19 protein-coding genes are annotated in these 19,610 nt (G+C 66.3%); 16 read left to right on the plus strand and 3 right to left on the minus strand.

Going from position 1 to position 19,610, the window contains the following annotated elements; genetic code table 11:
* The first annotated feature begins 33 nt into the window (after nt 1-33).
* The 4 genes from DIE06_RS03185 to DIE06_RS03200 all read left to right on the plus strand — a co-directional run bounded on the left by DIE06_RS03185 (nt 34) and on the right by DIE06_RS03200 (nt 5,901).
* Complete coding sequence (locus DIE06_RS03185) at nt 34-771, plus strand: gluconate 2-dehydrogenase subunit 3 family protein (RefSeq protein ID WP_124660089.1); 738 nt, start codon at nt 34-36, stop codon at nt 769-771.
* Nucleotides 771-2,549: a GMC family oxidoreductase gene (locus tag DIE06_RS03190; protein ID WP_124660090.1), complete on the plus strand. Its 1,779-nt coding sequence runs from the start codon at nt 771-773 to the stop codon at nt 2,547-2,549. Before DIE06_RS03185 ends, DIE06_RS03190 begins: the two co-directional genes overlap by 1 nt.
* On the plus strand, nt 2,546-3,970 hold the full coding sequence (locus DIE06_RS03195; protein WP_124660091.1) for a cytochrome c: 1,425 nt from the start codon (nt 2,546-2,548) through the stop codon (nt 3,968-3,970). The genes DIE06_RS03190 and DIE06_RS03195 overlap by 4 nt, the downstream gene beginning before the upstream one ends.
* A gap of 209 nt (nt 3,971-4,179) precedes the next feature.
* Entirely contained in the window at nt 4,180-5,901 is a 1,722-nt protein-coding gene (locus tag DIE06_RS03200; RefSeq protein WP_124660092.1) for a cation:proton antiporter, read from the plus strand.
* Between the two features lie 130 nt (nt 5,902-6,031).
* Here the strand turns inward: DIE06_RS03200 and DIE06_RS03205 are convergent, their stop codons facing one another.
* A complete protein-coding gene (locus DIE06_RS03205; protein ID WP_124660093.1) occupies nt 6,032-7,927 on the minus strand; it encodes a penicillin-binding protein 2 in 1,896 nt (631 codons plus the stop codon).
* Between the two features lie 376 nt (nt 7,928-8,303).
* Nucleotides 8,304-8,651 carry a DUF3564 family protein gene (locus DIE06_RS03210; RefSeq protein WP_124660094.1) on the minus strand — a complete coding sequence of 116 codons (348 nt, stop codon included), beginning with the start codon at nt 8,649-8,651 and terminating at the stop codon, nt 8,304-8,306.
* A gap of 629 nt (nt 8,652-9,280) precedes the next feature.
* Here DIE06_RS03210 and DIE06_RS03215 point away from each other — a divergent pair.
* Nucleotides 9,281-10,492, plus strand: a complete 1,212-nt coding sequence (locus DIE06_RS03215) for an SDR family oxidoreductase (RefSeq protein WP_124660095.1) — start codon at nt 9,281-9,283, stop codon at nt 10,490-10,492.
* 77 nt (nt 10,493-10,569) lie between these two features.
* Here DIE06_RS03215 and hpaR read toward each other — a convergent pair whose 3' ends face one another.
* Nucleotides 10,570-11,010, minus strand: coding sequence for a homoprotocatechuate degradation operon regulator HpaR (hpaR, locus tag DIE06_RS03220; RefSeq protein ID WP_124660096.1), 441 nt, complete (start codon nt 11,008-11,010; stop codon nt 10,570-10,572).
* 152 nt (nt 11,011-11,162) lie between these two features.
* On the opposite strand from hpaR, the gene DIE06_RS03225 reads away from it, so the two are divergent.
* The 11 genes from DIE06_RS03225 (at nt 11,163) to DIE06_RS03270 (ending at nt 19,508) form a co-directional block, all read left to right on the plus strand.
* Entirely contained in the window at nt 11,163-11,852 is a 690-nt protein-coding gene (locus DIE06_RS03225; protein ID WP_124660097.1) for a fumarylacetoacetate hydrolase family protein, read from the plus strand.
* Complete coding sequence (locus DIE06_RS03230) at nt 11,849-12,613, plus strand: fumarylacetoacetate hydrolase family protein (RefSeq protein ID WP_124660098.1); 765 nt, start codon at nt 11,849-11,851, stop codon at nt 12,611-12,613. The genes DIE06_RS03225 and DIE06_RS03230 overlap by 4 nt, the downstream gene beginning before the upstream one ends.
* A gap of 22 nt (nt 12,614-12,635) precedes the next feature.
* The gene (gene hpaE / locus DIE06_RS03235) at nt 12,636-14,099 is read left to right on the plus strand and encodes a 5-carboxymethyl-2-hydroxymuconate semialdehyde dehydrogenase (protein ID WP_124660099.1); all 1,464 of its coding nucleotides are present in this window, start codon (nt 12,636-12,638) and stop codon (nt 14,097-14,099) included.
* Between the two features lie 44 nt (nt 14,100-14,143).
* Complete coding sequence (hpaD, locus tag DIE06_RS03240; RefSeq protein WP_124660100.1) at nt 14,144-14,992, plus strand: 3,4-dihydroxyphenylacetate 2,3-dioxygenase; 849 nt, start codon at nt 14,144-14,146, stop codon at nt 14,990-14,992.
* A gap of 29 nt (nt 14,993-15,021) precedes the next feature.
* On the plus strand, nt 15,022-15,414 hold the full coding sequence (locus DIE06_RS03245; RefSeq protein WP_124660101.1) for a 5-carboxymethyl-2-hydroxymuconate Delta-isomerase: 393 nt from the start codon (nt 15,022-15,024) through the stop codon (nt 15,412-15,414).
* 20 nt (nt 15,415-15,434) lie between these two features.
* Complete coding sequence (gene hpaH, locus DIE06_RS03250; RefSeq protein WP_124660102.1) at nt 15,435-16,238, plus strand: 2-oxo-hept-4-ene-1,7-dioate hydratase; 804 nt, start codon at nt 15,435-15,437, stop codon at nt 16,236-16,238.
* A gap of 12 nt (nt 16,239-16,250) precedes the next feature.
* Nucleotides 16,251-17,054 carry a 4-hydroxy-2-oxoheptanedioate aldolase gene (gene hpaI / locus DIE06_RS03255; RefSeq protein ID WP_124660103.1) on the plus strand — a complete coding sequence of 268 codons (804 nt, stop codon included), beginning with the start codon at nt 16,251-16,253 and terminating at the stop codon, nt 17,052-17,054.
* A gap of 94 nt (nt 17,055-17,148) precedes the next feature.
* Entirely contained in the window at nt 17,149-17,616 is a 468-nt protein-coding gene (locus DIE06_RS03260) for an excisionase family DNA-binding protein (protein WP_124660104.1), read from the plus strand.
* A gap of 206 nt (nt 17,617-17,822) precedes the next feature.
* Entirely contained in the window at nt 17,823-18,539 is a 717-nt protein-coding gene (locus DIE06_RS38865) for a DUF6402 family protein (RefSeq protein ID WP_260433520.1), read from the plus strand.
* Nucleotides 18,436-19,011: a DUF6402 family protein gene (locus tag DIE06_RS38870; RefSeq protein WP_260433521.1), complete on the plus strand. Its 576-nt coding sequence runs from the start codon at nt 18,436-18,438 to the stop codon at nt 19,009-19,011. Before DIE06_RS38865 ends, DIE06_RS38870 begins: the two co-directional genes overlap by 104 nt.
* Nucleotides 19,008-19,508: a hypothetical protein gene (locus tag DIE06_RS03270; protein ID WP_260433522.1), complete on the plus strand. Its 501-nt coding sequence runs from the start codon at nt 19,008-19,010 to the stop codon at nt 19,506-19,508. The genes DIE06_RS38870 and DIE06_RS03270 overlap by 4 nt, the downstream gene beginning before the upstream one ends.
* Nucleotides 19,509-19,610: the final 102 nt, after the last annotated feature.

Consider the following 19,610-nt stretch of genomic DNA (forward strand, 5'->3'; position numbering starts at 1 on the left):
CGAACCACGCTCCCCAACGATCAACATCCGACCATGTCCACGCCACCCGACAAACCCAATTCGCGTCGTCGCTTCCTGCGCACGTCGGTCGCGCTCGTGCCGATCGCGTCGGTTGCCGGTTGCGACCTGCGCGCGTCGTCGTCCTCGACCACGGCAGGCAATGCCTCCACCGCGTCGGCCGGCGCCGAACGCGCGCCGTACAAGCCGACCTTCTTCGACGCGAAGGAGTGGGCGTTCGTCCAGGCCGCCGTCGACCGGCTGATCCCGGCCGACGCCGAGGGCCCCGGCGCGCTCGAATCCGGCGTGCCCGAATTCATCGACCGCCAGATGGAAACCCCGTATGCGCACGGCGCGACGTGGTACATGCAGGGGCCGTTCCAGCAGGGCGTGCCCGAGCTCGGCTACCAGCTCAAGCTCGTGCCGCGCGACATCTACCGGCTCGGCATCGCGGCGGTCAACCGCTATTGCGACAAGGCCCACGGCAAGGCGTTCGCCGATCTCGACGCGCCGACCCGCGACACCGTGCTCGGTGCGCTGGAGAAAGGCGGTGCGCAGATCGACGACGTGCCGTCCACGGTGTTCTTCGGCCAGTTGCTGCAGAACACGCGCGAAGGCTACTTCTGCGATCCGGTGCACGGCGGCAATCACGACATGGCGGCGTGGAAGATGATCGGTTTTCCGGGCGCGCGCGCCGACTTCATGGATTTCGTCAACCAGAACGGCAAGCCCTATCCGTACGGCCCGGTCTCGATCAACGGGGAGCGCACCTGATGGCCGCAGAAAAGAAGCCGCACGTCGATGCGGTGATCGTCGGCTTCGGCTGGACCGGCGCGATTCTCGCGAAGGAACTGACCGAAGCGGGCCTGAACGTCGTCGCGCTCGAGCGCGGCGAGTATCGCGACACCTATCCGGACGGCGCGTATCCGAACACGATCGACGAGCTGACCTACAACGTCCGCAAGAAGCTGTTCCTCGACCTGTCGAAGACGACCGTGTCGATCCGCCACGGCGTGCACGACACCGCGCTGCCGTACCGGCAGCTCGCCGCGTTCCTGCCGGGCGAGGGCGTCGGCGGTGCGGGGCTGCACTGGTCGGGCGTGCATTTCCGGATCACGCCGGAAGAGTTGCGCCTGCGCAGCCACTACGAAGAGCGCTACGGCAAGAAGTTCATCCCCGAAGGGATGACGATCCAGGACACGGGCGTCAGCTACGACGAGCTCGAGCCGTATTTCGATTTCGCCGAGAAGGTGTTCGGCACGTCGGGGCAGGCATACAAGGTCGGCGGCAAGGTGGTCGGCGACGGCAACGTGTTCGAGGCGAATCGCAGCGACAACTTCCCGCTGCCCGCGCAGCTCAATACGTATTCGGCGCAGCGCTTCTCCGATGCCGCGAAATCGCTCGGGCTGCATCCGTACCGGCTGCCGTCGGCGAACACGTCGGGGCCGTACACGAATCCCTATGGCGTGCAGATGGGGCCGTGCAACTTCTGCGGCTACTGCAGCGGCTACGCGTGCTACATGTACTCGAAGGCGTCGCCGAACCTGAACATCCTGCCCGCGCTGAAGCAGGTGTCGAACTTCGAACTGCGCTCGAAGTGCCACGTGCTGCGCGTGGACCTCGACGACACGAGGAAGCGCGCGACGGGCGTCACTTACGTCGACCCGGCCGGCCGTGAAGTGCACCAGCCGGCCGATCTCGTGATCGTCGCCGCGTTCCAGTATCACAACGTGCACCTGCTGTTGCTGTCGGGCATCGGCAAGCCGTACGACCCGATCTCGGGCGAAGGCGTGGTGGGCCGCAATTTCGCGTACCAGAACCTGTCGACGATCAAGGCGTTCTTCGACAAGGATACCTACACGAACCCGTTCATCGGCGCGGGCGGCAACGGTGTCGCGGTGGACGACTTCAACGCGGACAACTTCGACCACGGCCCGCTCGGCTTCGTCGGCGGCTCGCCGCTGTGGGTGAACCAGGCCGGCGTGAAGCCGATCAGCGGCATCGCGACGCCGCCGGGCACGCCGCAGTGGGGCGCCGCCTGGAAGAAGGCCGTGAAGGACAACTACGCGCACACGATCTCGATGGACGCGCACGGTACGAACATGTCGTACCGCGACGTGTACCTCGACCTCGATCCGACCTATCGCGATTCGTACGGCCAGCCGCTGTTGCGGATGACCTTCGACTGGAAGGACAACGACATCAAGATGGCGCAGTACGTGACCGGGCAGATGAAGAAGATCGCGGAGGCGATGGGGCCGAAGGCAATCGGCGTGTCGACGCGCGAGTTCGGCAAGCACTTCGATTCGCGCGCGTACCAGACGACCCACCTGGTCGGCGGCGCGATCATGGGCACCGATCCGAAGACGAGCGTGCTGAACCGTTACCTGCAGTGCTGGGACGTGCACAACGTGTTCGTGATGGGCGCGTCGGCGCTGCCGCAGGGCATCGGCTACAACCCGACCGGGATCATCGCGGCGCTGGCCTACTGGTCGGCACGCGCGATCCGCGAGCAATACCTGAAAAATCCCGCCCCGCTGGTGACCGCATGAAGAGGACAGTGAACCACCACAACGCCGCGTGCCGGATTGCCCCGCTGCGGCGCGTACTGGCGATCGGCACGGCATGGGCGGCGTTCGGTCTCGCCGGCGGGTCGGCCTTCGCGCAACCGGCGGCGCCGGCCGCGGCTTCGGGCCCGTCGGCCGCACCGGTCGCCCAGTCGGCCGATGCGAACCTCGTCAAGCGCGGCGAATATCTGGCCCGCGCGGGCGACTGCATCGCGTGCCATACCGCGAGCGGCGGCAAGCCGTTCGCGGGCGGGCTGAAGTTCGACACGCCGGTCGGCGCGATCTATTCGACCAACATCACGCCGGACCCGAAGACGGGCCTCGGCGGCTGGACGCTCGGCGACTTCGCCCATGCCGTGCGCGCGGGCGTCCGCAAGAACGGCGACACGATGTACCCGGCGATGCCGTACCCGTCCTACGCGCGCCTGAGCGACGACGACGTGAAGGCGCTGTACGCGTACTTCATGCACGGCGTCGCACCGGTCGAGCGCGAGAACCGCGCGGTCGACATCGTGTGGCCGCTGTCGATGCGCTGGCCGCTGACGTTCTGGCGCAAGCTGTTCGCGCCGACGCCGAAACCGTTCGATGCGGCGCCGTACACCGATCCGGTGGTCGCGCGCGGCGCGTATCTCGTGCAGGGTCTCGGCCATTGCGGCGCGTGCCACACGCCGCGCGCGGTGACGATGCAGGAGCGCGCGCTGACCGACGCGGGCGGCCTCGACTTCCTGGCCGGCGGCGCGGCGATCGACGGCTGGGTGCCGACGAGCCTGCGCGGCGAGCCGCGCACGGGGCTCGGCACGTGGGACGAAACCGAGATCGTGCAGTTCCTGAAGACCGGCCGCACGCTGCGCACGGCCGCGTTCGGCGGGATGACGGACGTGGTCGGCCACAGCATGCAGCACATGAGCGACGCCGACCTGACCGCGATCGCGCGCTACCTGAAGACGCTGCCGCCGCGCGTGCAGGGCGAGCAGCCGCACGTGTACGACGCGGCCGCGGCGAAGGCGCTGCAGGCCGGCGACGCGGGCAGGCCGGGCGCGGCCGTCTATCGCGACAACTGCATGGCGTGTCACCGCAGCGACGGCCACGGCTACACGCGCGTGTTCCCGGCGCTCGCCGGCAACCCGGTCGTGCAGGGCGAGGATCCGACGTCGCTGATCCACGTCGTGCTGGAAGGCAGCGCGCTGCAGGGCACGCATGCGGCGCCGTCGGCCTTCACGATGCCGCCGTTCGGCTGGCGCCTGTCGGACCAGGAAGTCGCGGACGTGTCGAACTTCGTGCGCACGAGCTGGGGCAACACGGGTGCGGCGATCACGGCCGCGCAGGTCGCGAAGGTGCGCAAGGGCACGCCGTCGACGCGGCCGGAGCCGCCGCCGGGCGCGCGGTTCCCGCAGGCGTCGCGCTGACGCACGCGGCGGGGCATGCGGCCCCGCCGGTTCGATCCGCCTCGCGGCGCCGGCCGGCCCGCGGGGCGCGTTCCCCCGCCCGGGGTTGTACCCCTGCAATGGCGTGCCATCGCGTGAATTTTTCGTCGTGGCGCGCCAATTTTCCGCCTCATCCCTTATCCTTCCATTCTTGAACCTTACTAAATCGTTACAGGAATTCGGGAGGGGGGATGCCTCATGACATCAGCCTGATTGCGTTGCTCGCGGCCGGTTTCGGTCTCGCGATGATCTTCGGTTACCTCGCGTCGCTGCTGAAAATGCCGCCGCTCGTCGGCTACCTGCTCGCCGGGATCGTGATCGGCCCCGGCACGCCCGGTTTCGTCGGCGACCTGTCGCTCGCGCAGCAGCTCGCCGAAGTCGGCGTGATGCTGCTGATGTTCGGCGTCGGCCTTCATTTCTCGCTCGGCGACCTGCTCGCGGTGCGCAAGATCGCGCTGCCGGGCGCCGTTGTCCAGATTACCGTCGCGACGCTGCTCGGCGGCGGGCTCGCGCTCACATGGGGCTGGAGCCTGGGTGCCGCGCTCGTGTTCGGGCTCGCGCTGTCGGTCGCGAGCACGGTCGTGCTGTTGCGGGCGCTCGAGGGGCGCGGGCTCGTCGAGACGGTGAACGGGCGCATTGCGGTCGGCTGGCTCGTCGTCGAGGATCTCGTGATGGTGCTCGTGCTCGTGCTGCTGCCGCCCGTCGCGGGGCTGCTCGGCGGCACACCGCCCGGCGACGCGCACGCGGCCGGCGGCAGCGTGTGGGGCACGCTCGGCGTCACGATGCTGAAGGTCGCCGCGTTCATCGCGCTGATGCTCGTGGTCGGCAAGCGCGTGTTCCCGCGCATCCTGTGGCTCGTCGCACGCACCGGTTCGCGCGAGCTGTTCACACTGTGCATGATTGCCGCGGCGGTCGGCATCGCGTTCGGCGCGGCGAAGCTGTTCGACGTGTCGTTCGCGCTCGGCGCATTCTTCGCCGGGATGATGATGCGCGAGTCGGAGTTCAGCCGGCGCGCGGCCGACGAGACGCTGCCGCTGCGCGACGCATTCTCGGTGCTGTTCTTCATTTCAGTCGGGATGCTGTTCGACCCGAAGGTGCTGCTCGAAGAGCCGCTGCACGTGATCGAGGTCGCGGCGATCGTGCTGATCGGCAAGACGCTCGCGGCGGTCGCGCTCGTGATCGCGTTCCGTTATCCGCTGAACACCGCGCTGACGGTCGGCGCGGGCCTCGCGCAGATCGGCGAGTTCTCGTTCATCCTGGCGGGGCTCGGTCGCGCGCTCGGGCTGCTGTCGGCCGAAGGACAGAGCCTGATTCTCGCGGTCGCGCTGATCTCGATTGCGATGAATACGCTGCTGTTCGCGATGATCGATCCGGCGCTCGCGTGGATCCGCAAGCATTCGGCGTTCGCGCGCAAGCTCGAGGCACGCGACGATCCGCTCGCCGCGCTGCCGATGTCGACACCGCAGACGCATCTGACCGGGCAGGTCGTGATCGTCGGCTACGGCAAGGTCGGCACGCGGATCGCGCATGCGCTGGACGAGCGCGGGATCGCCTATGTCGTCGTCGAGCAGAATCGCGAGCTCGTCGAGAAGCTGCGCGCGGACGGCGTCGCGGCCGTGTCGGGCGACGCGATCGAGCCGGTCGTGCTCGTGCAGGCGCATATCGCACGCGCCGGGATGCTGGTCGTCACGCTGCCGGACGTATTCGACGTGCGGCAGATCGTCGAGATCTCGCGCACGCTGAACCCGGCGCTGGAGGTCGTGCTGTGCACGAACAGCAGCGACGAGGCCGACTTGCTGTCGAGCGAGGGCATCGGCACCGTGTTCATGGGCGAGAGCGAACTCGCGCGCGGGATGACCGAGCACGTGCTCGGCAGGATGGCGAAACCGCTGGCGGCCGCGCACGCGCATTGACGGTCGCGCGGCCGGGTTGGCGCGGATAGCGGGAGTGCGCCGGCCGTCGAAAGGGCGTGTGCGAGGCATTCGACACGGCGAACAGGCGGCCTGTTCGCGACGCGCGGCGCCCGGTACACCCCGGCAGGCTTCAGCCTGCCGCCGCCTTCGCCTGGGCGGCCGCGCCGGATTGCGCGGCCGTTTTCACTGGTGCCGACGCCTTCTGCGCGGCTGCCGTCTTCGGTTGCACGGCGGCCTTCGGCGCCGCGACCGTCTTCTGCGGTGCGGCAGCCTTGAGCGGCGCATTCGGCGTCGGCTCGACCGGTGCGTCGGGCGGCACGCCGAGCAACTGCAGCGAGCCGCTCGTGACCGACGAGAACACCGGGCCGGCCACCGTGCCGCCGTAATAGCCCTTGCCGCGCGGCTCGTCGATCATCACCGCGACGATCAGGCGCGGGTTGCTCATCGGCGCCATTCCCGCGAACAGCGCGCGGTACTTGCCCTTCGCATAGGTCGCACCGACCTGCTTGCGCGCCGTGCCCGTCTTGCCGCCGATCCGGTAGCCGTCGACGCGCGCGCGGCGCCCCGTGCCGCCTTCGCCGACGGCCGACTCGAGCATCGTGCGGATCGCCGCCGCGGTCTGCGACGACGTCACGCGGTGGCCGCGATGGGCCGCGATCGTCTGCGGGTCGGTGCCGTTCTTCAGCAGCGACACCGGGTGCAGCGTGCCATCGCCCGCATAGGCGGTGTAGGTCTGCGCGATCTGCAGCAGCGACATCGACAACCCGTAGCCATACGCCATCGTCGCCTGCTCGATCGGCCGCCAGCGCTTGTAGCCGCGCAGGCGGCCCGACGCGACGCCCGGGAACGTCAGCTCCGGCGCGCGGCCGATCCCGTATTCCTGGTACTTGTTCCAGATCGTTTCGGCGGGCAGGTTCAGCGCCAGCTTCGCGAGCGCGACGTTGCTCGACTTCTGCAGCGCCTGCGAGACGGTCAGCGAGCCGTGATTCGACGTGTCGTGGATCACGGCCGGGCCGATCTTGTAGGTGCCCGGCGACGTGTTGATGATCGTGTTCGGCGTGACCTTGCGTTCGTCGATCGACAGCGCGACGACGAGCGGCTTGATCGTCGAGCCCGGCTCGAACGTGTCGATCACCGCACGGTTGCGCAGCTGCTGGCCCGTCAGCCGGGCGCGGTCGTTCGGATCGAAGGTCGGGTAGTTCGCGAGCGCGAGGATTTCGCCGTTCTGCGCGTCGAGCACGACGACGCTGCCGGCCACCGCGTTGTTCTCGTGCACCGCAGCCTTGAGCTGGCTGAACGCGAGCTGCTGGATGCGCCGGTCGATCGTCAGCTCGATCGTCGCACCGTGCTGAGCGGGCACGAGCGGGCGCGTGTCGGACACGATGCGGCCGAGTCGATCGCGGATCACCTCGCGCTGCCCGGACGTACCCGACAGCCGCCCGTTCGCGGCGAGCTCGACGCCTTCCTGGCCCTTGTCCTCGACGTTGGTGAAGCCGACCACGTGCGCGGCCGATTCGCCTTCGGGATAGAAGCGCTTCGAGTCGGCGATCTGCGTGATGCCGTCGATCTCGAGCTTGTCGAGCCGGCTTGCGGTGTCCGCGTCGATCTGCCGCTTGAGCAGCACGAACGTACGGTCGTTGCGCAGGCGGCGCTTCACTTCCGAAAGCGGCATGTCGAGCAGCTTCGCGATCTGCGGATAGTCGATTTCGGCGACCTGTTTCGGGTTCGCCCAGATTTCATAGGTCGACAGGCTGACCGCGAGCATCGCACCGTTGCGGTCGACGATGCGCCCGCGCATCGCGTCGAGCTCGATCGTGCGCTGGTAGCGCTTCTGGCCTTGCCCGACATAGAAATCCTGGTTCGCGATCTGGACCCAGAACGCGCGCCCGATCAGCGCGGCGAAACCGAGGGACACCATGATCACGACCAGCTTCGAGCGCCACATCGGCAGGCGCGACGCGAGCATCGGGTGCTTGGTCGCGGCGGCGTACGGATCGGCGGGGTGGGTCTTCTTTTTCACGCTCATGCAAGGGCCGGGTCGGGCCGCCGGACGGCGGCAAGTCAGTCGGAATAACAGGATTGTAATAAATGAGTAAACATCATGTTGGGAAAGTGTGTTTCGGCCCCGTAAAAGACGCGCATTTCCAGTCGTGCGCGAACGAAACAAGGCGGGGGAACGCGGAAACGGCGGCACAGCGTTGCGTGCTGCCGCGGACGGAATCGGGGTGGACGGACAGGGGCATTACCGCCGCCGCCGTGCAATTCACCCGGCCCCGATTATTTTCCGGACCGGAAAATAAAAAGCGCCTCGGAGAGAGGCGCCGTTATTGCTGAATATCGAAATGAATATCGCGGAGACTGGAATAAACCCGGAAACCGCAGAGGATTGGTGTCAAAAATACCTATCGCGCGACGGAAATAAATTCCTCGTATTCCGGCTCCACCGTGGAACGATCGACCGCCTGCAGGCGCCACGCGCCGTCGGGGTGCTCGCCCGCGAGCACCGCGGGGCCCTGTTCGCGCTGCGTCGCGCTGAACGAGAGGCCCTTCAACTGGCACACGGCGTTTCCACTATCGGCTGCGCAGAGGGCCATTGCGCCTTCTACGTCCCGAACCTTGCCCCAGGTCGGAAGATCGATGCCCTGGTGTGCCTCGCGTGACCACAGGCGCTCGTCGGTATCGACCCACAGCACCGCGTAGGCGTTGCGGGTTGCCGATTCGCTGCCATTAATCCGAATAGTGAGGCGCATTGGATCGTCTCCTGAAGTAGAAAATGACACATTCGACCGTTTGGGTTTGACCAGTCTAGATAGACTGGCGTGAAACGCAAGTGATAATCCTCAATAAATTCGCATTGAGTTTATTGGGGTTTCGGATGAAAGGACGTCTGACGATACGCGCGCCGTTCGGCTCCGCGCGCAAACGCAGGCCGCACCACGATCCCTGTGTCGCCGGCAGACCTCGGCGCCGCCCGGGACATGCGATGACTAGGCCGGGGCGCGTCGATGTGTCGCGTCGAAGCGATGGCCCGCAGCGACGGCAGTCCTGCGGCGACGACCCCGAATATTGTCCGGCCGACCGGGCGTTTCAACGAATTGACCGCCCGGCTGGCACGACACACTCCGACATTCGCGCACAAATCCGCACACTTTCACGAAACTTTCGGGACAGACTTGCGGGCGATCGGGCCCCACACTGGGCATTTCCCGATCCTGCGCCGCGGCCTCGTGCCAGAGACGCGATCGACGCGATCGCGGGCCGCGGCCCGATCGGGATTGCCGGGGCCAGCGTCGGCCCCGGCCCGGCCGACAGCCGTGCGCAGCGCCGCGATCCGGGGCCGCCGCCGCGCCGTCCGGCCGATTCTTCGAAGGAGACTATCGTGCTGATCTGGAAAACCGCGTTGTCGCTCAACTGGCGCACGAGCCTCGTGTCGCCGGCCAGCGCGCCGGTCGCGGCGGCCAACGTCGGGGGGCTGGTGCTTACCGGCGCCACCGGCTTCATCGGCAGTACCGTGCTGACGGCGCTCGTCAACGCAGGGTTGCTCGAGCGCATCGTGTGTGTCGTGCGTGCCGGGAATCGCGGCCACGCGGTCGCGCGTTTGCGTGAAGCGGCGCTGCGCGCGGGGCTCGCGCCGTACTGGGCGTCGCGCCTCGGCGACGCGAACGTGGCCGTCGGTACGCTCGGCGACGTGTGGCAGGGCGCCGACGCGCCGCGTCTCGCCGGCGCGACGCACGTGATCCACTGCGCGGGCCATGCGTCGCCGGCCGACGGTACGCATCTGCAGGCCGACATCGCCGAGTCGCTGCGCTTCGCCGAGCGGTTCGCGCACGCAGCGCAGCTGCAGCGTTTCGTGTACGTCGGCACCGCCTATGCGCACGCGGGCCGCGGCGGGACCGTTTACGAGGAGACGGCGGACGCGGCGGCGAGCGACGCGGCGCAGGGTAGCGACGGGTTGCACGGCGCGGTGCTCGCGGCGGACTACCTGCAGGCGAAGGCGGAAACGGAACAGCGCCTGCGCGCGCTCGGGCTGCCGCTCGTCGTCGTGCGTCCCTCGCACGTCGTCGGTCACACGGTGCTCGGCACGCGGCCCGCGCCGAATTCGTTCTGGATGTTCCGCGTCGCGCACGCGGCGCGCCGCTTCACCGCACGGCCGATGACGCGCATCGACATCGTGTCGGTCGACGACGTCGCACGCGCGACGATGCTGCTGGCCGTCAAGCCGACGCTGATGCACGACGTGTATCACGTGTCGGCCGGCGACGAGGCGCCGCAGGTCGCGCAGATCGTGCGCGCGATGGACGAGGCGGCCGGCATGACGGGCGCGCCGCGCTACGCGGCCTGTGCGCCGGCCGAATTGCCGCTCGTGGTGCGCGACGTGCTCGGACGGTCCGATCCGGCGCTCGAGCGTGTGATCGGCCGGGCGTTGCAGCGTGGCGCGGAGTTCGCGATGGTCGATCGCGTGTTCGACAACCGCCGCGTACGCGACGAAATCGATTTCGAGCCGCTGCCGTTCGTCGATTACGTCGAGGAATGCATGCGCACGTCGCGCGGCGTCGCGGTCACGGAACTGATGCGCGGCGCGCTGCACTGACCGCCCGCGCGATTCGGGGCCTGCCGGTTACCGGGTTCAGTTTGCCGCCGTGCACGGCGCTCCGGCGGCGGCAGCCGTTACGACGCGCTGCCGAGCTCGATCAGCCGGTCGAGAGCACGATAGATGTCGTCCAGGCCGTCCTGGCCGAAACGCGCTTCGAGCTGGCGATACTGCTCGTCGATGCGCGGGCCGATTTCGGTCACCAGCTTCCTGCTTTGCGGCGTCAGGCTCACCAGCAGCCGGCGCTGATCTTCCTGCGCGCGCGTGCGCGTAATCAGGCCGTCGCGTTCCATTCGTTCCAGCACGCCCGTGAGACTCGGGCTCAGGATGCAGCAGCGGCGCGCGATCTGTCCCGCTTCGAGCGCGTGCGCCGGCTCGCCGTCGAGCACGCGGATGATCCGCCATTGCTGTTCGGTCAGCGCGAATTCCTTGAGAATGGGGCGGAACAGGCCCATCAGCGTTTCGCGGGCTTCGAGCAGCAGCATGGCCAGGTTGCGATGGTCGAGCGTACGGTTCATCGGGGTGGGGAATGGGCGGGGACGCATCAATCTTAACAGCCGACGGTGATGAATTTCGTGTATCAGGGTAATCGAGGTTGTCAGGGTTCGATTGTTTACTTAAGATGTTAAGTATTGACGATGCGCCGCGACGCGCGGCAGGGGAATGACGCATGGAGCTGTCTTGCAGGACCGCCGCGGCGCCGCCGCTGCCGGTCGCCATCGGTACCGTCTACGGTGCGCTGCTCAACGAGCGCGCCGCACTCGACGCGCTCGGCGATGCCGTGCACGCCCCGCCTTACGGCCGTCCGCCGCAGGCGCCGATCCTTTACATCAAGCCGGCCAATACGTATGCGGCGGATGGCGCGGCCGTCGTGGTGCCGGCGGGCGTCGACGCGCTGGAGATCGGCGCGTCGGTGGCCGTCGTGTTCTCGCGGCGCGCGACGCGCGTGCCGGCCGCGCGGGCGCTCGACTACGTGCACGGCTTCACGCTCGCGAGCGACGTGTCGGTCCCGCATCCCGATTACTACCGTCCGGCCGTGCGCTTCAAGTGCCGCGACGGCTTCTGCCCGCTGGGTCCGGCGATCGTGCCGGCGGCCGCGCTCGGCGACGTCGACGCGATCGGCTTGACCGTGCGGATCGACGGCGACACTGCGGTGTCCGCATCGACCGCCACGCTGATCCGCCCGGTGCGCGAACTGATCGCCGACGTGACGGCGTTCATGTCGTTCGACGCGGGCGACGTGCTGTTGCTCGGCGTCGCGGGCGGCGCCCCGCGTGCCCGCGCGGGCAGCACGATCGAGATTGCCGCCGCCGGCATCGGCACGTTGCGGCATACGCTGATTGCGGAGGGGGCACGATGAAGACGGCGCGCGTGATCTACAACGGCGCACTGCATGCGGCCGAACCGGCTGGCGACGGCGCGATCCGCCTCGACACGGGGCGCGTGGTCGCCGAGGACGGGGTGACGTGGCTGCCGCCCGTCGCGCCGCGCACGACGTTCGCGCTCGGCCTCAACTACGCGGACCACGCGAAGGAGCTTGCGTTCAACGCGCCGAGCGAGCCGCTGATCTTCCTGAAGGGGCCGAACACGTTCATCGGCCACCGGTCGCGCACCGTGCGCCCGGCGGATGCGACGCACATGCACTACGAGTGCGAACTGGCCGTCGTGATCGGCCGCCCGGCGCGCAACGTGAGCCGCGCGCAGGCGCTCGACCACGTCGCCGGCTACACGGTCGCGAACGACTACGCGATCCGCGATTACCTCGAAAACTACTACCGTCCGAACCTTCGCGTGAAGAACCGCGACACCTGCACGCCGCTCGGGCCGTGGTTCGTGAGCCGGGACGAGATCGGCGACGCGGGCGACCTGATGCTGCGCACGACGGTGAACGGCCAGGAGACGCAGCGCGGCAGCACGCGCGACATGATCTTCGACGTCCCTGCGTTGATCGAGCACATCAGCAGCTTCATGACGCTCTCGCCGGGCGACCTGATCCTGACCGGCACGCCGGAAGGGTTGGCCGACACGAAGCCGGGCGACGAGGTGGTGACCGAAATCGAAGGGATCGGCCGGCTCGTGAACACGATCGTCGGCGAAGCAGACTACTATCGCGCCGGCTGAGCCCGTCGCCCAAGGAGAGCAGATGACCATCAAGCACTGGATCGACGGCCGCGAAGTCGAGAGCCGCGAGACCTTCACGACGCTGAACCCCGCGACGGGCGACGTGATCGCCGACGTCGCGTCGGCCGGCGAGGCCGAGGTCGACGCGGCCGTGCGTGCGGCGAAGGACGCGTTCCCGAAGTGGGCGAACACGCCCGCGAAGGAGCGCGCGAAGCTGATGCGCAAGCTCGGCGAGCTGATCGAGAAGAACGTGCCGAAGCTCGCCGCGCTCGAGACGCAGGATACCGGCCTGCCGATCGCGCAGACGAGCAAGCAGCTGATTCCGCGCGCGTCCGAGAACTTCAATTTCTTCGCGGAAGTGTGCGTGCAGATGAATGGCCGCACGTATCCGGTCGACGACCAGATGCTGAACTACACGCTGTACCAGCCGGTCGGTGTGTGTGCGCTGGTGTCGCCGTGGAACGTGCCGTTCATGACCGCGACGTGGAAGACGGCGCCGTGTCTCGCGCTCGGCAACACGGCCGTGCTGAAGATGTCGGAGCTGTCGCCGCTGACGGCCGACCAGCTCGGCCGGCTCGCGCTCGAGGCCGGCATTCCGCCGGGCGTGCTGAATGTCGTGCAGGGTTACGGCGCGACCGCCGGCGATGCGCTGGTGCGCCATCCCGACGTGCGCGCGGTGTCGTTCACGGGCGGCACGGTCACGGGCAAGCGGATCATGGAGCGCGCGGGCCTGAAGAAGTATTCGATGGAGCTCGGCGGCAAGTCGCCGGTGCTGATCTTCGACGATGCCGATTTCGACCGCGCGCTCGACGCGTCGCTGTTCACGATCTTCTCGATCAACGGCGAGCGCTGTACCGCGGGCTCGCGGATCTTCGTGCAGCGCACGATCTACGACCGCTTCGTGCAGGAATTCGCGCGCCGCGCGAACAACCTGGTGGTCGGCGATCCTTCCGACCCGGGCACGCAGCTCGGTGCGATGATCACGCGCCAGCACTGGGAGAAGGTGACCGGCTATATCCGGATCGGCGAGCAGGAAGGCGCGCGCGTGGTCGCGGGCGGCGCGGACAAGCCGGCCGGTCTCGCCGACCATCTGCGCAACGGCAACTTCGTGCGGCCGACCGTGTTCGCCGATGTCGACAACCGGATGCGCATCGCGCAGGAAGAGATCTTCGGGCCGGTCGCGTGCTTGATTCCGTTCGAGGACGAGGAAGAAGGGCTGCGGCTCGCGAACGATACGTCCTATGGGCTCGCGTCGTACATCTGGACCCAGGATGTCGGCAAGGTGCACCGCCTCGCGCGCGGCATCGAGGCCGGGATGGTGTTCGTGAACAGCCAGAACGTGCGCGACCTGCGCCAGCCGTTCGGCGGCGTGAAGGAGTCGGGCACAGGGCGCGAGGGCGGCGAGTACAGCTTCGAGGTGTTCGCGGAAATCAAGAACGTGTGCATCTCGATGGGTTCGCATCACATTCCCCGCTGGGGCGTGTAACGGGCGTGGGGCGTTTCGCCGCATAAAAGTAAGGAGACTTGACGATGGGCACACTGTCCCTCGCCGCGAAGATCACGCACGTGCCGTCGATGTACCTGTCGGAATTGCCCGGCAGGCATCACGGCTGCCGCGAGGCGGCGATCCGCGGCCATCAACTGATCGGCGAGCGCTGCCGCGCGCTCGGCGTCGACACGATTGTCGTGTCGGACGTGCACTGGCTCGTCAACGCCGGCTATCACGTGAACTGCAATGCGCGGTTCGCGGGCACGTATACCAGCAACGAGCTGCCGCATTTCATCCGCGACATGGAGTACGCGTATCCGGGCAATCCGGCACTCGGCCGCCTGATCGCGGAGACGGCCAGCGCGCGCGGCATCGCGACGCGCGCGCACGAGATCGACAGCCTCGAACTCGAATACGGCACGCTCGTGCCGATGCGCTACATGAATAGCGACCAGCACTTCAAGGTCGTGTCGATCGCCGGATGGTGCATGTGGCACACGCTCGACGAAAGCCGGCGCTTCGGCGAGGCGCTGCTCGAGGCGATCGAAAAGAGCGATTCGAACGTCGCGTTCCTAGCGAGCGGCTCGCTGTCGCATCGCTTCAACGACAACGGCAGCCCCGAGGAATCGATCCACCAGATCAGCCGCGAATTCTTCCGGCAGGTCGACCTGCGCGTGGTCGAGCTGTGGAAGCAGGGCGATTTCAAGACCTTCTGCGCAATGCTGCCCGAGTACAACACGCATTGTCACGGCGAAGGCGGCATGCACGACACGGCGATGCTGCTCGGCCTGCTCGGCTGGGATCGCTACGACAAGCCCGTCGAGATCGTCACCGACTATTTCGCGAGCTCGGGCACCGGGCAGATCAACGCGATCTTCCCGCTCGCCTGAGCGCCGCATCACCAACCCGGAGCGTTGCCATGCCACACATCGTCGTCGAATACACCGCGAACATCCGCGACGACGCGCGCATTCCCGCGCTGCTGCGCACGATCAACGCGACGCTGATCGCGCAAGGCGGCGTGTTTCCGACGGGCGGCATCCGCTCGCGCGCGATCGAACTGCAGGATTACTGCGTCGCCGACGGCACCGGGGACGACGCGTTCGTCCACGTGACGCTGAAGATCGGCTCGGGCCGCAGCGACGAAACCAAGAAGGCCGCGTGCGACGCGCTGTTCGACGCGATCAAGGCGCATTTCGCGGCGTTGTACGCGAAGCGTTATCTGGCGCTGTCGATGGAGCTGACCGAGTTCAGCGAAATCGGCTCGTACAAGCACAACAACATCCACGCCCGCTACAAGCGGGCCGGCTGAATCCCATTCCCGATCCGACCATGCTCGAACCTGCCATCATCGACCAGCTCGCGCAGCGTCTGCACGACGCCGAGCGCGAACGCACGCAGATCCGCCAGATCTCGCTCGACCATCCCGACATCACGATCGACGACGCGTATGCGATCCAGCGCGCGTGGGTAGCTCTCAAGCTCGCGGAAGGTCGCACGCTCAAGGGGCACAAGATCGGCCTCACGTCGAAGGCGATGCAGAACACGTCGCAGATCGACGAGCCCGATTACGGTGCGCTGCTCGACGACATGTTCTTCGACGACGGCGGCACGATCCCGACCGGGCGCTTCATCGTGCCGCGCGTCGAGGTCGAACTCGCGTTCGTGCTCGGCAAGCGGCTCACGGGCCCGAACTGCACGATCTTCGACGTGTACGACGCGGTCGACTACGTCGTGCCCGCGCTCGAGATCATCGACGCACGCAGCCAGTCGATCGACCCCGATACGAAGCGGCCGCGCAAGGTGTTCGACACGATCGCCGACAATGCGGCGAACGCGGGCGTCGTGATCGGCGGGCGGCCGGTGCGGCCGCAGGACGTCGACCTGCGCTGGGTCGCGGCGATCATGTCGCGCAACGGCGTGGTCGAGGAAACGGGCGTCGCGGCCGGCGTGCTGAACCATCCGGCCAATGGCGTCGCGTGGCTCGCCAACCGGCTCTCGCGTTTCGACGTCGCGCTGGAGCCGGGGCAGATCGTGCTCGGCGGCTCGTTCACGCGGCCGTGCGCGGCGCGCGCGGGCGACACGTTCAGCGTCGACTACGGCCCGCTCGGGACGATCCAGTGCTACTTCGAGTGAGGTGAGCGAGCGATGCAGATTCCGTCGAATGTCTTCAAGGCCGCGCTCGCGCGTGGCGACGCGCAGGTCGGGTTGTGGCTCGGCCTGGCGAATCCGTACAGCGCCGAAGTCGTCGCCGGCGCCGGTTTCGACTGGCTGCTGATCGACGGCGAACATGCGCCGAACACCGTGCCGACGATCCTTGCGCAGTTGCAGGCGATCGCGCCGTATCCGTCGCATCCGGTCGTACGCGTGCCGTGGAACGATCCGGTGATCGTGAAGCAGGTGCTCGATCTCGGCGCGCAGACGCTGCTCGTGCCGATGGTGCAGAGCGCGGACGAAGCGCACGCGGCGATGGCCGCGACGCGCTATCCGCCGCACGGGATTCGTGGTGTCGGCAGTGCACTCGCGCGCGCGTCGCGGTGGAATCGGGTGGGCGATTATCTGCATCGCGCGAACGACGAGATGGCCGTGCTCGTGCAGGTCGAGACGCGTGCCGGGCTCGACGCGATTGATGCGATTGCGCGGGTGGACGGCGTCGATGGTGTGTTCATTGGCCCGGCCGATCTGGCCGCCGACCTCGGGCATCTCGGCAATCCCGGGCATCCGGACGTGCAGGCCGCGATCGATGGCGCGATCCGTGCGATCAAGGCGGCAGGGAAGGCGCCGGGCATTCTGAGCGCGGATGAAGCGGCGGCGCGGCGGTATCTGGAAGCGGGGGCGCTGTTTGTCGCGGTGGGCGTTGATACGACGTTGCTGGCGAGGAGTGCGGAGCGGTTGGCCGCGCAGTTCAAGCGGAGGGGGGAGGTGGCGACGAAGCGGGATGCGACGTATTGAGCGATACCGGAGGTTGCTAGTTCTATAGAGTTCGATCGAATTTCGTTTACTGAGATTAATATTTCGCATTCCAAAACCTACATTGGAGTGCGCGATGCCCCATACGTCGACGTCTGACACGATCTTGCCCGTGGAGCGCGTGGTGCAGGCGGCTGTCGAAGGGCAGCGTGCGCTGGCGGCTTACCTCGCCACGCGAACGGAAATACAGCGCATCCAGATTTTCGACGACGAAAATCGCGCGCATCAAGTCGAACTCCCGACTTCTGCACTGCGCCTGCTGGTCGACATCCTCGCCGAACTCGCCGATGGCAACGCCGTCAAGGTCGTGCCTGTTCATGCGGGGCTGACGACGCAGGAAGCGGCTGACTTGCTCAATGTGTCGCGGCCGCATCTCATCAAGCTGCTCGAATCGAAGGCGCTGCCGTATCACAAAACCGGAGAGCACCGTTGTGTGCGCTTGCCCGATCTGACGCGCTACAAGACGGAACGCGATCAGGTGAGCATCGATGCAATGGAAGAACTGAGCCGGCAAGCGCAAGAGTTCGGAATGGGCTACGAATGACGAGGTCGCCGTTCACAGTTGGCAACGATGCTTGGGTGCTTTGTCCCGAACCGCGGGACTGCCTGCTGCTTGTTTCACGACACGCGTTTTCCGCGTTGGCGACTCCGTCGAAGCTGTGATTCTTGATGAATGGCGCATGCGTAACGTTGTGAACCGGTGAGTGAATCTGTAAGGTCCGGGATTCTACAGTCCGAGGGGAAGCCACGGTGAGCGATAACGATAGGATTCCGTACTTCAGGATAAACAAGCTGGTTTGGAAATGGAAGCTATGCGACGGGGACGATGGGGGCATCCCGGCGTGTGATCTTGGTCTGTCACTGGCAATGGCGCCGCCGGCGAGCGAGTCGCCAGTAGAGCAATCTACGCCCGTTGCGCAGGTCGACAAGCGTGAATCGCTCGACAAGATGGTGGACGACATCGAAAGGGTCGCGGCTGCGTTTTCTCGTTTCAAGAAGTGGTTGGATGCACCTGTTCCGCCCAAGCAACCGAAGCCGACGGAGAAGGAAAGGGTGGTGCCGCCTTTCGATATTCAGCAAATTCCCGATGCTATGCGCAAAGAGCATATGCCAGTTTCGGCGAAACTGATGGAGCGTTGGTTTGCGGGGCAGATCAACTACTCGCCCACATCAAAAGATCAGCAGAACGAGATCAACCAGAATGGCGAACTCTACCCTGAGTCAATGGTCGATCGGACTACCATAAGACTGGATTGGGTCCTCAAGCACGCGCGTGCCAGGAAGGCATACGATAACCTGGCAAATACCGATATATACAGTTCGCGTGCATACGAGGCCCTCAAAGATATTCTCGGCCGCTACCGTGGTCGCGGAGAAGTATCGCCTTGGACGGTCAGCGGCTACGATATTCGCAAGCTACACAAAAGGATTCCAGTTTCAGCGAGCAGCGGTAGAAAGCTCGTTTGAGCAGAAGGCACTGCAGGCCGTACGGCGGCTTCCGGATGCCGGTGTTCCTGACGACCTGACCGGCGCGTTGGGGGCATTCAACCTTTATGCGGCAGTAGCACGCGTCATTTTCGATGCGGAGAACAGGAAGGCGACGGTTACGAATATTGTCGTATACGTCAGGGATGGCTATTCCTTCGACGGGGCAACAGATTCACGATCCCAGTACCTGGGCCACTGGAGCAAAAACGGTGTGGTTATCGTGCCGAGTTACACGGCAGCGAATCTCGCAGAGCAGCCCTGGTTCGACTTTCCCGTCGTGTCCGGCAGTACGGCCGCAAACCTCTATGAACCAGGGAAGGTTTACTATCCGGTCCGGAACCGCTCGTTCCGGGAGTGGCAAGACAGGCACCATCGAGGCGGAGACTTCATTATATTTTCGGACTATAGGCCGATCATGCTCGCTAAACCAATAACGGTGTACTTCGAATGAACGGATTGGCGACCGCCATGCAAGGGGCAGGTATGGTTGCACTTGCAGAAATCGCGCTGATCGGAATCGCAGTGTGTATCCTGATAGGCATCCTATGCAGTATTGCACGGCAAGAGGGGCGTGCCGCACGAATGAAGTCGGGAATGAAAGTGCTTGGTTTGGGTCTGGCAACTGTCACTTTTTTGTGCTTCGCGGGATCTTACTATCAGGATGCGCGTGTGCGCGCGGGAGCAACACAGTTTGATACTGAGCGATCCAGGAACGACGGGGGGCGCTACACGGCGCAATACGCCTACCTGGGAGGGGATCGGATCCTTCTTCGGCTCTATCGGACGTCCGACATGCAATTGCTTGCCGAGCGGACTTACGAGTATCCGGATGCTGTTCGCTTGATATGGACTAAGGAATCCATAATATTCGATACTGCGGTGGATAGCGACGGAGAGATCAAGCTTTCCCCTGCACAGATCGAACGATGGAAGGCCATGTTGCCGTAGATATGCGCGATTAGCACGTGTGCGACCGCGTGGTGTGGTGTGGCTCGCCGCACGAGGACGCGCCAGGGCCGTGGCGACAGCGCAGCATGGAGGCGGGTGGGC

The sequence above is a fragment of the Burkholderia sp. Bp8998 genome, from assembly GCF_003854235.1.
Taxonomy (GTDB): domain Bacteria; phylum Pseudomonadota; class Gammaproteobacteria; order Burkholderiales; family Burkholderiaceae; genus Burkholderia.

Bases quoted from the DNA above. Each gene is read 5' to 3' on its own strand.
- DIE06_RS03185 (WP_124660089.1), top strand. From the start codon at position 34: ATGTCCACGCCACCCGACAAACCCAATTCGCGTCGTCGCTTCCTGCGC.
- DIE06_RS03190 (WP_124660090.1), top strand. From the start codon at position 771: ATGGCCGCAGAAAAGAAGCCGCACGTCGATGCGGTGATCGTCGGCTTC.
- DIE06_RS03195 (WP_124660091.1), top strand. From the start codon at position 2,546: ATGAAGAGGACAGTGAACCACCACAACGCCGCGTGCCGGATTGCCCCG.
- DIE06_RS03200 (WP_124660092.1), top strand. From the start codon at position 4,180: ATGCCTCATGACATCAGCCTGATTGCGTTGCTCGCGGCCGGTTTCGGT.
- DIE06_RS03205 (WP_124660093.1), bottom strand. From the start codon at position 7,927: ATGAGCGTGAAAAAGAAGACCCACCCCGCCGATCCGTACGCCGCCGCG.
- DIE06_RS03210 (WP_124660094.1), bottom strand. From the start codon at position 8,651: ATGCGCCTCACTATTCGGATTAATGGCAGCGAATCGGCAACCCGCAAC.
- hpaR (WP_124660096.1), bottom strand. From the start codon at position 11,010: ATGAACCGTACGCTCGACCATCGCAACCTGGCCATGCTGCTGCTCGAA.
- DIE06_RS03225 (WP_124660097.1), top strand. From the start codon at position 11,163: ATGGAGCTGTCTTGCAGGACCGCCGCGGCGCCGCCGCTGCCGGTCGCC.
- DIE06_RS03230 (WP_124660098.1), top strand. From the start codon at position 11,849: ATGAAGACGGCGCGCGTGATCTACAACGGCGCACTGCATGCGGCCGAA.
- hpaE (WP_124660099.1), top strand. From the start codon at position 12,636: ATGACCATCAAGCACTGGATCGACGGCCGCGAAGTCGAGAGCCGCGAG.
- hpaD (WP_124660100.1), top strand. From the start codon at position 14,144: ATGGGCACACTGTCCCTCGCCGCGAAGATCACGCACGTGCCGTCGATG.
- DIE06_RS03245 (WP_124660101.1), top strand. From the start codon at position 15,022: ATGCCACACATCGTCGTCGAATACACCGCGAACATCCGCGACGACGCG.
- hpaH (WP_124660102.1), top strand. From the start codon at position 15,435: ATGCTCGAACCTGCCATCATCGACCAGCTCGCGCAGCGTCTGCACGAC.
- hpaI (WP_124660103.1), top strand. From the start codon at position 16,251: ATGCAGATTCCGTCGAATGTCTTCAAGGCCGCGCTCGCGCGTGGCGAC.
- DIE06_RS03260 (WP_124660104.1), top strand. From the start codon at position 17,149: ATGCCCCATACGTCGACGTCTGACACGATCTTGCCCGTGGAGCGCGTG.
- DIE06_RS03270 (WP_260433522.1), top strand. From the start codon at position 19,008: ATGAACGGATTGGCGACCGCCATGCAAGGGGCAGGTATGGTTGCACTT.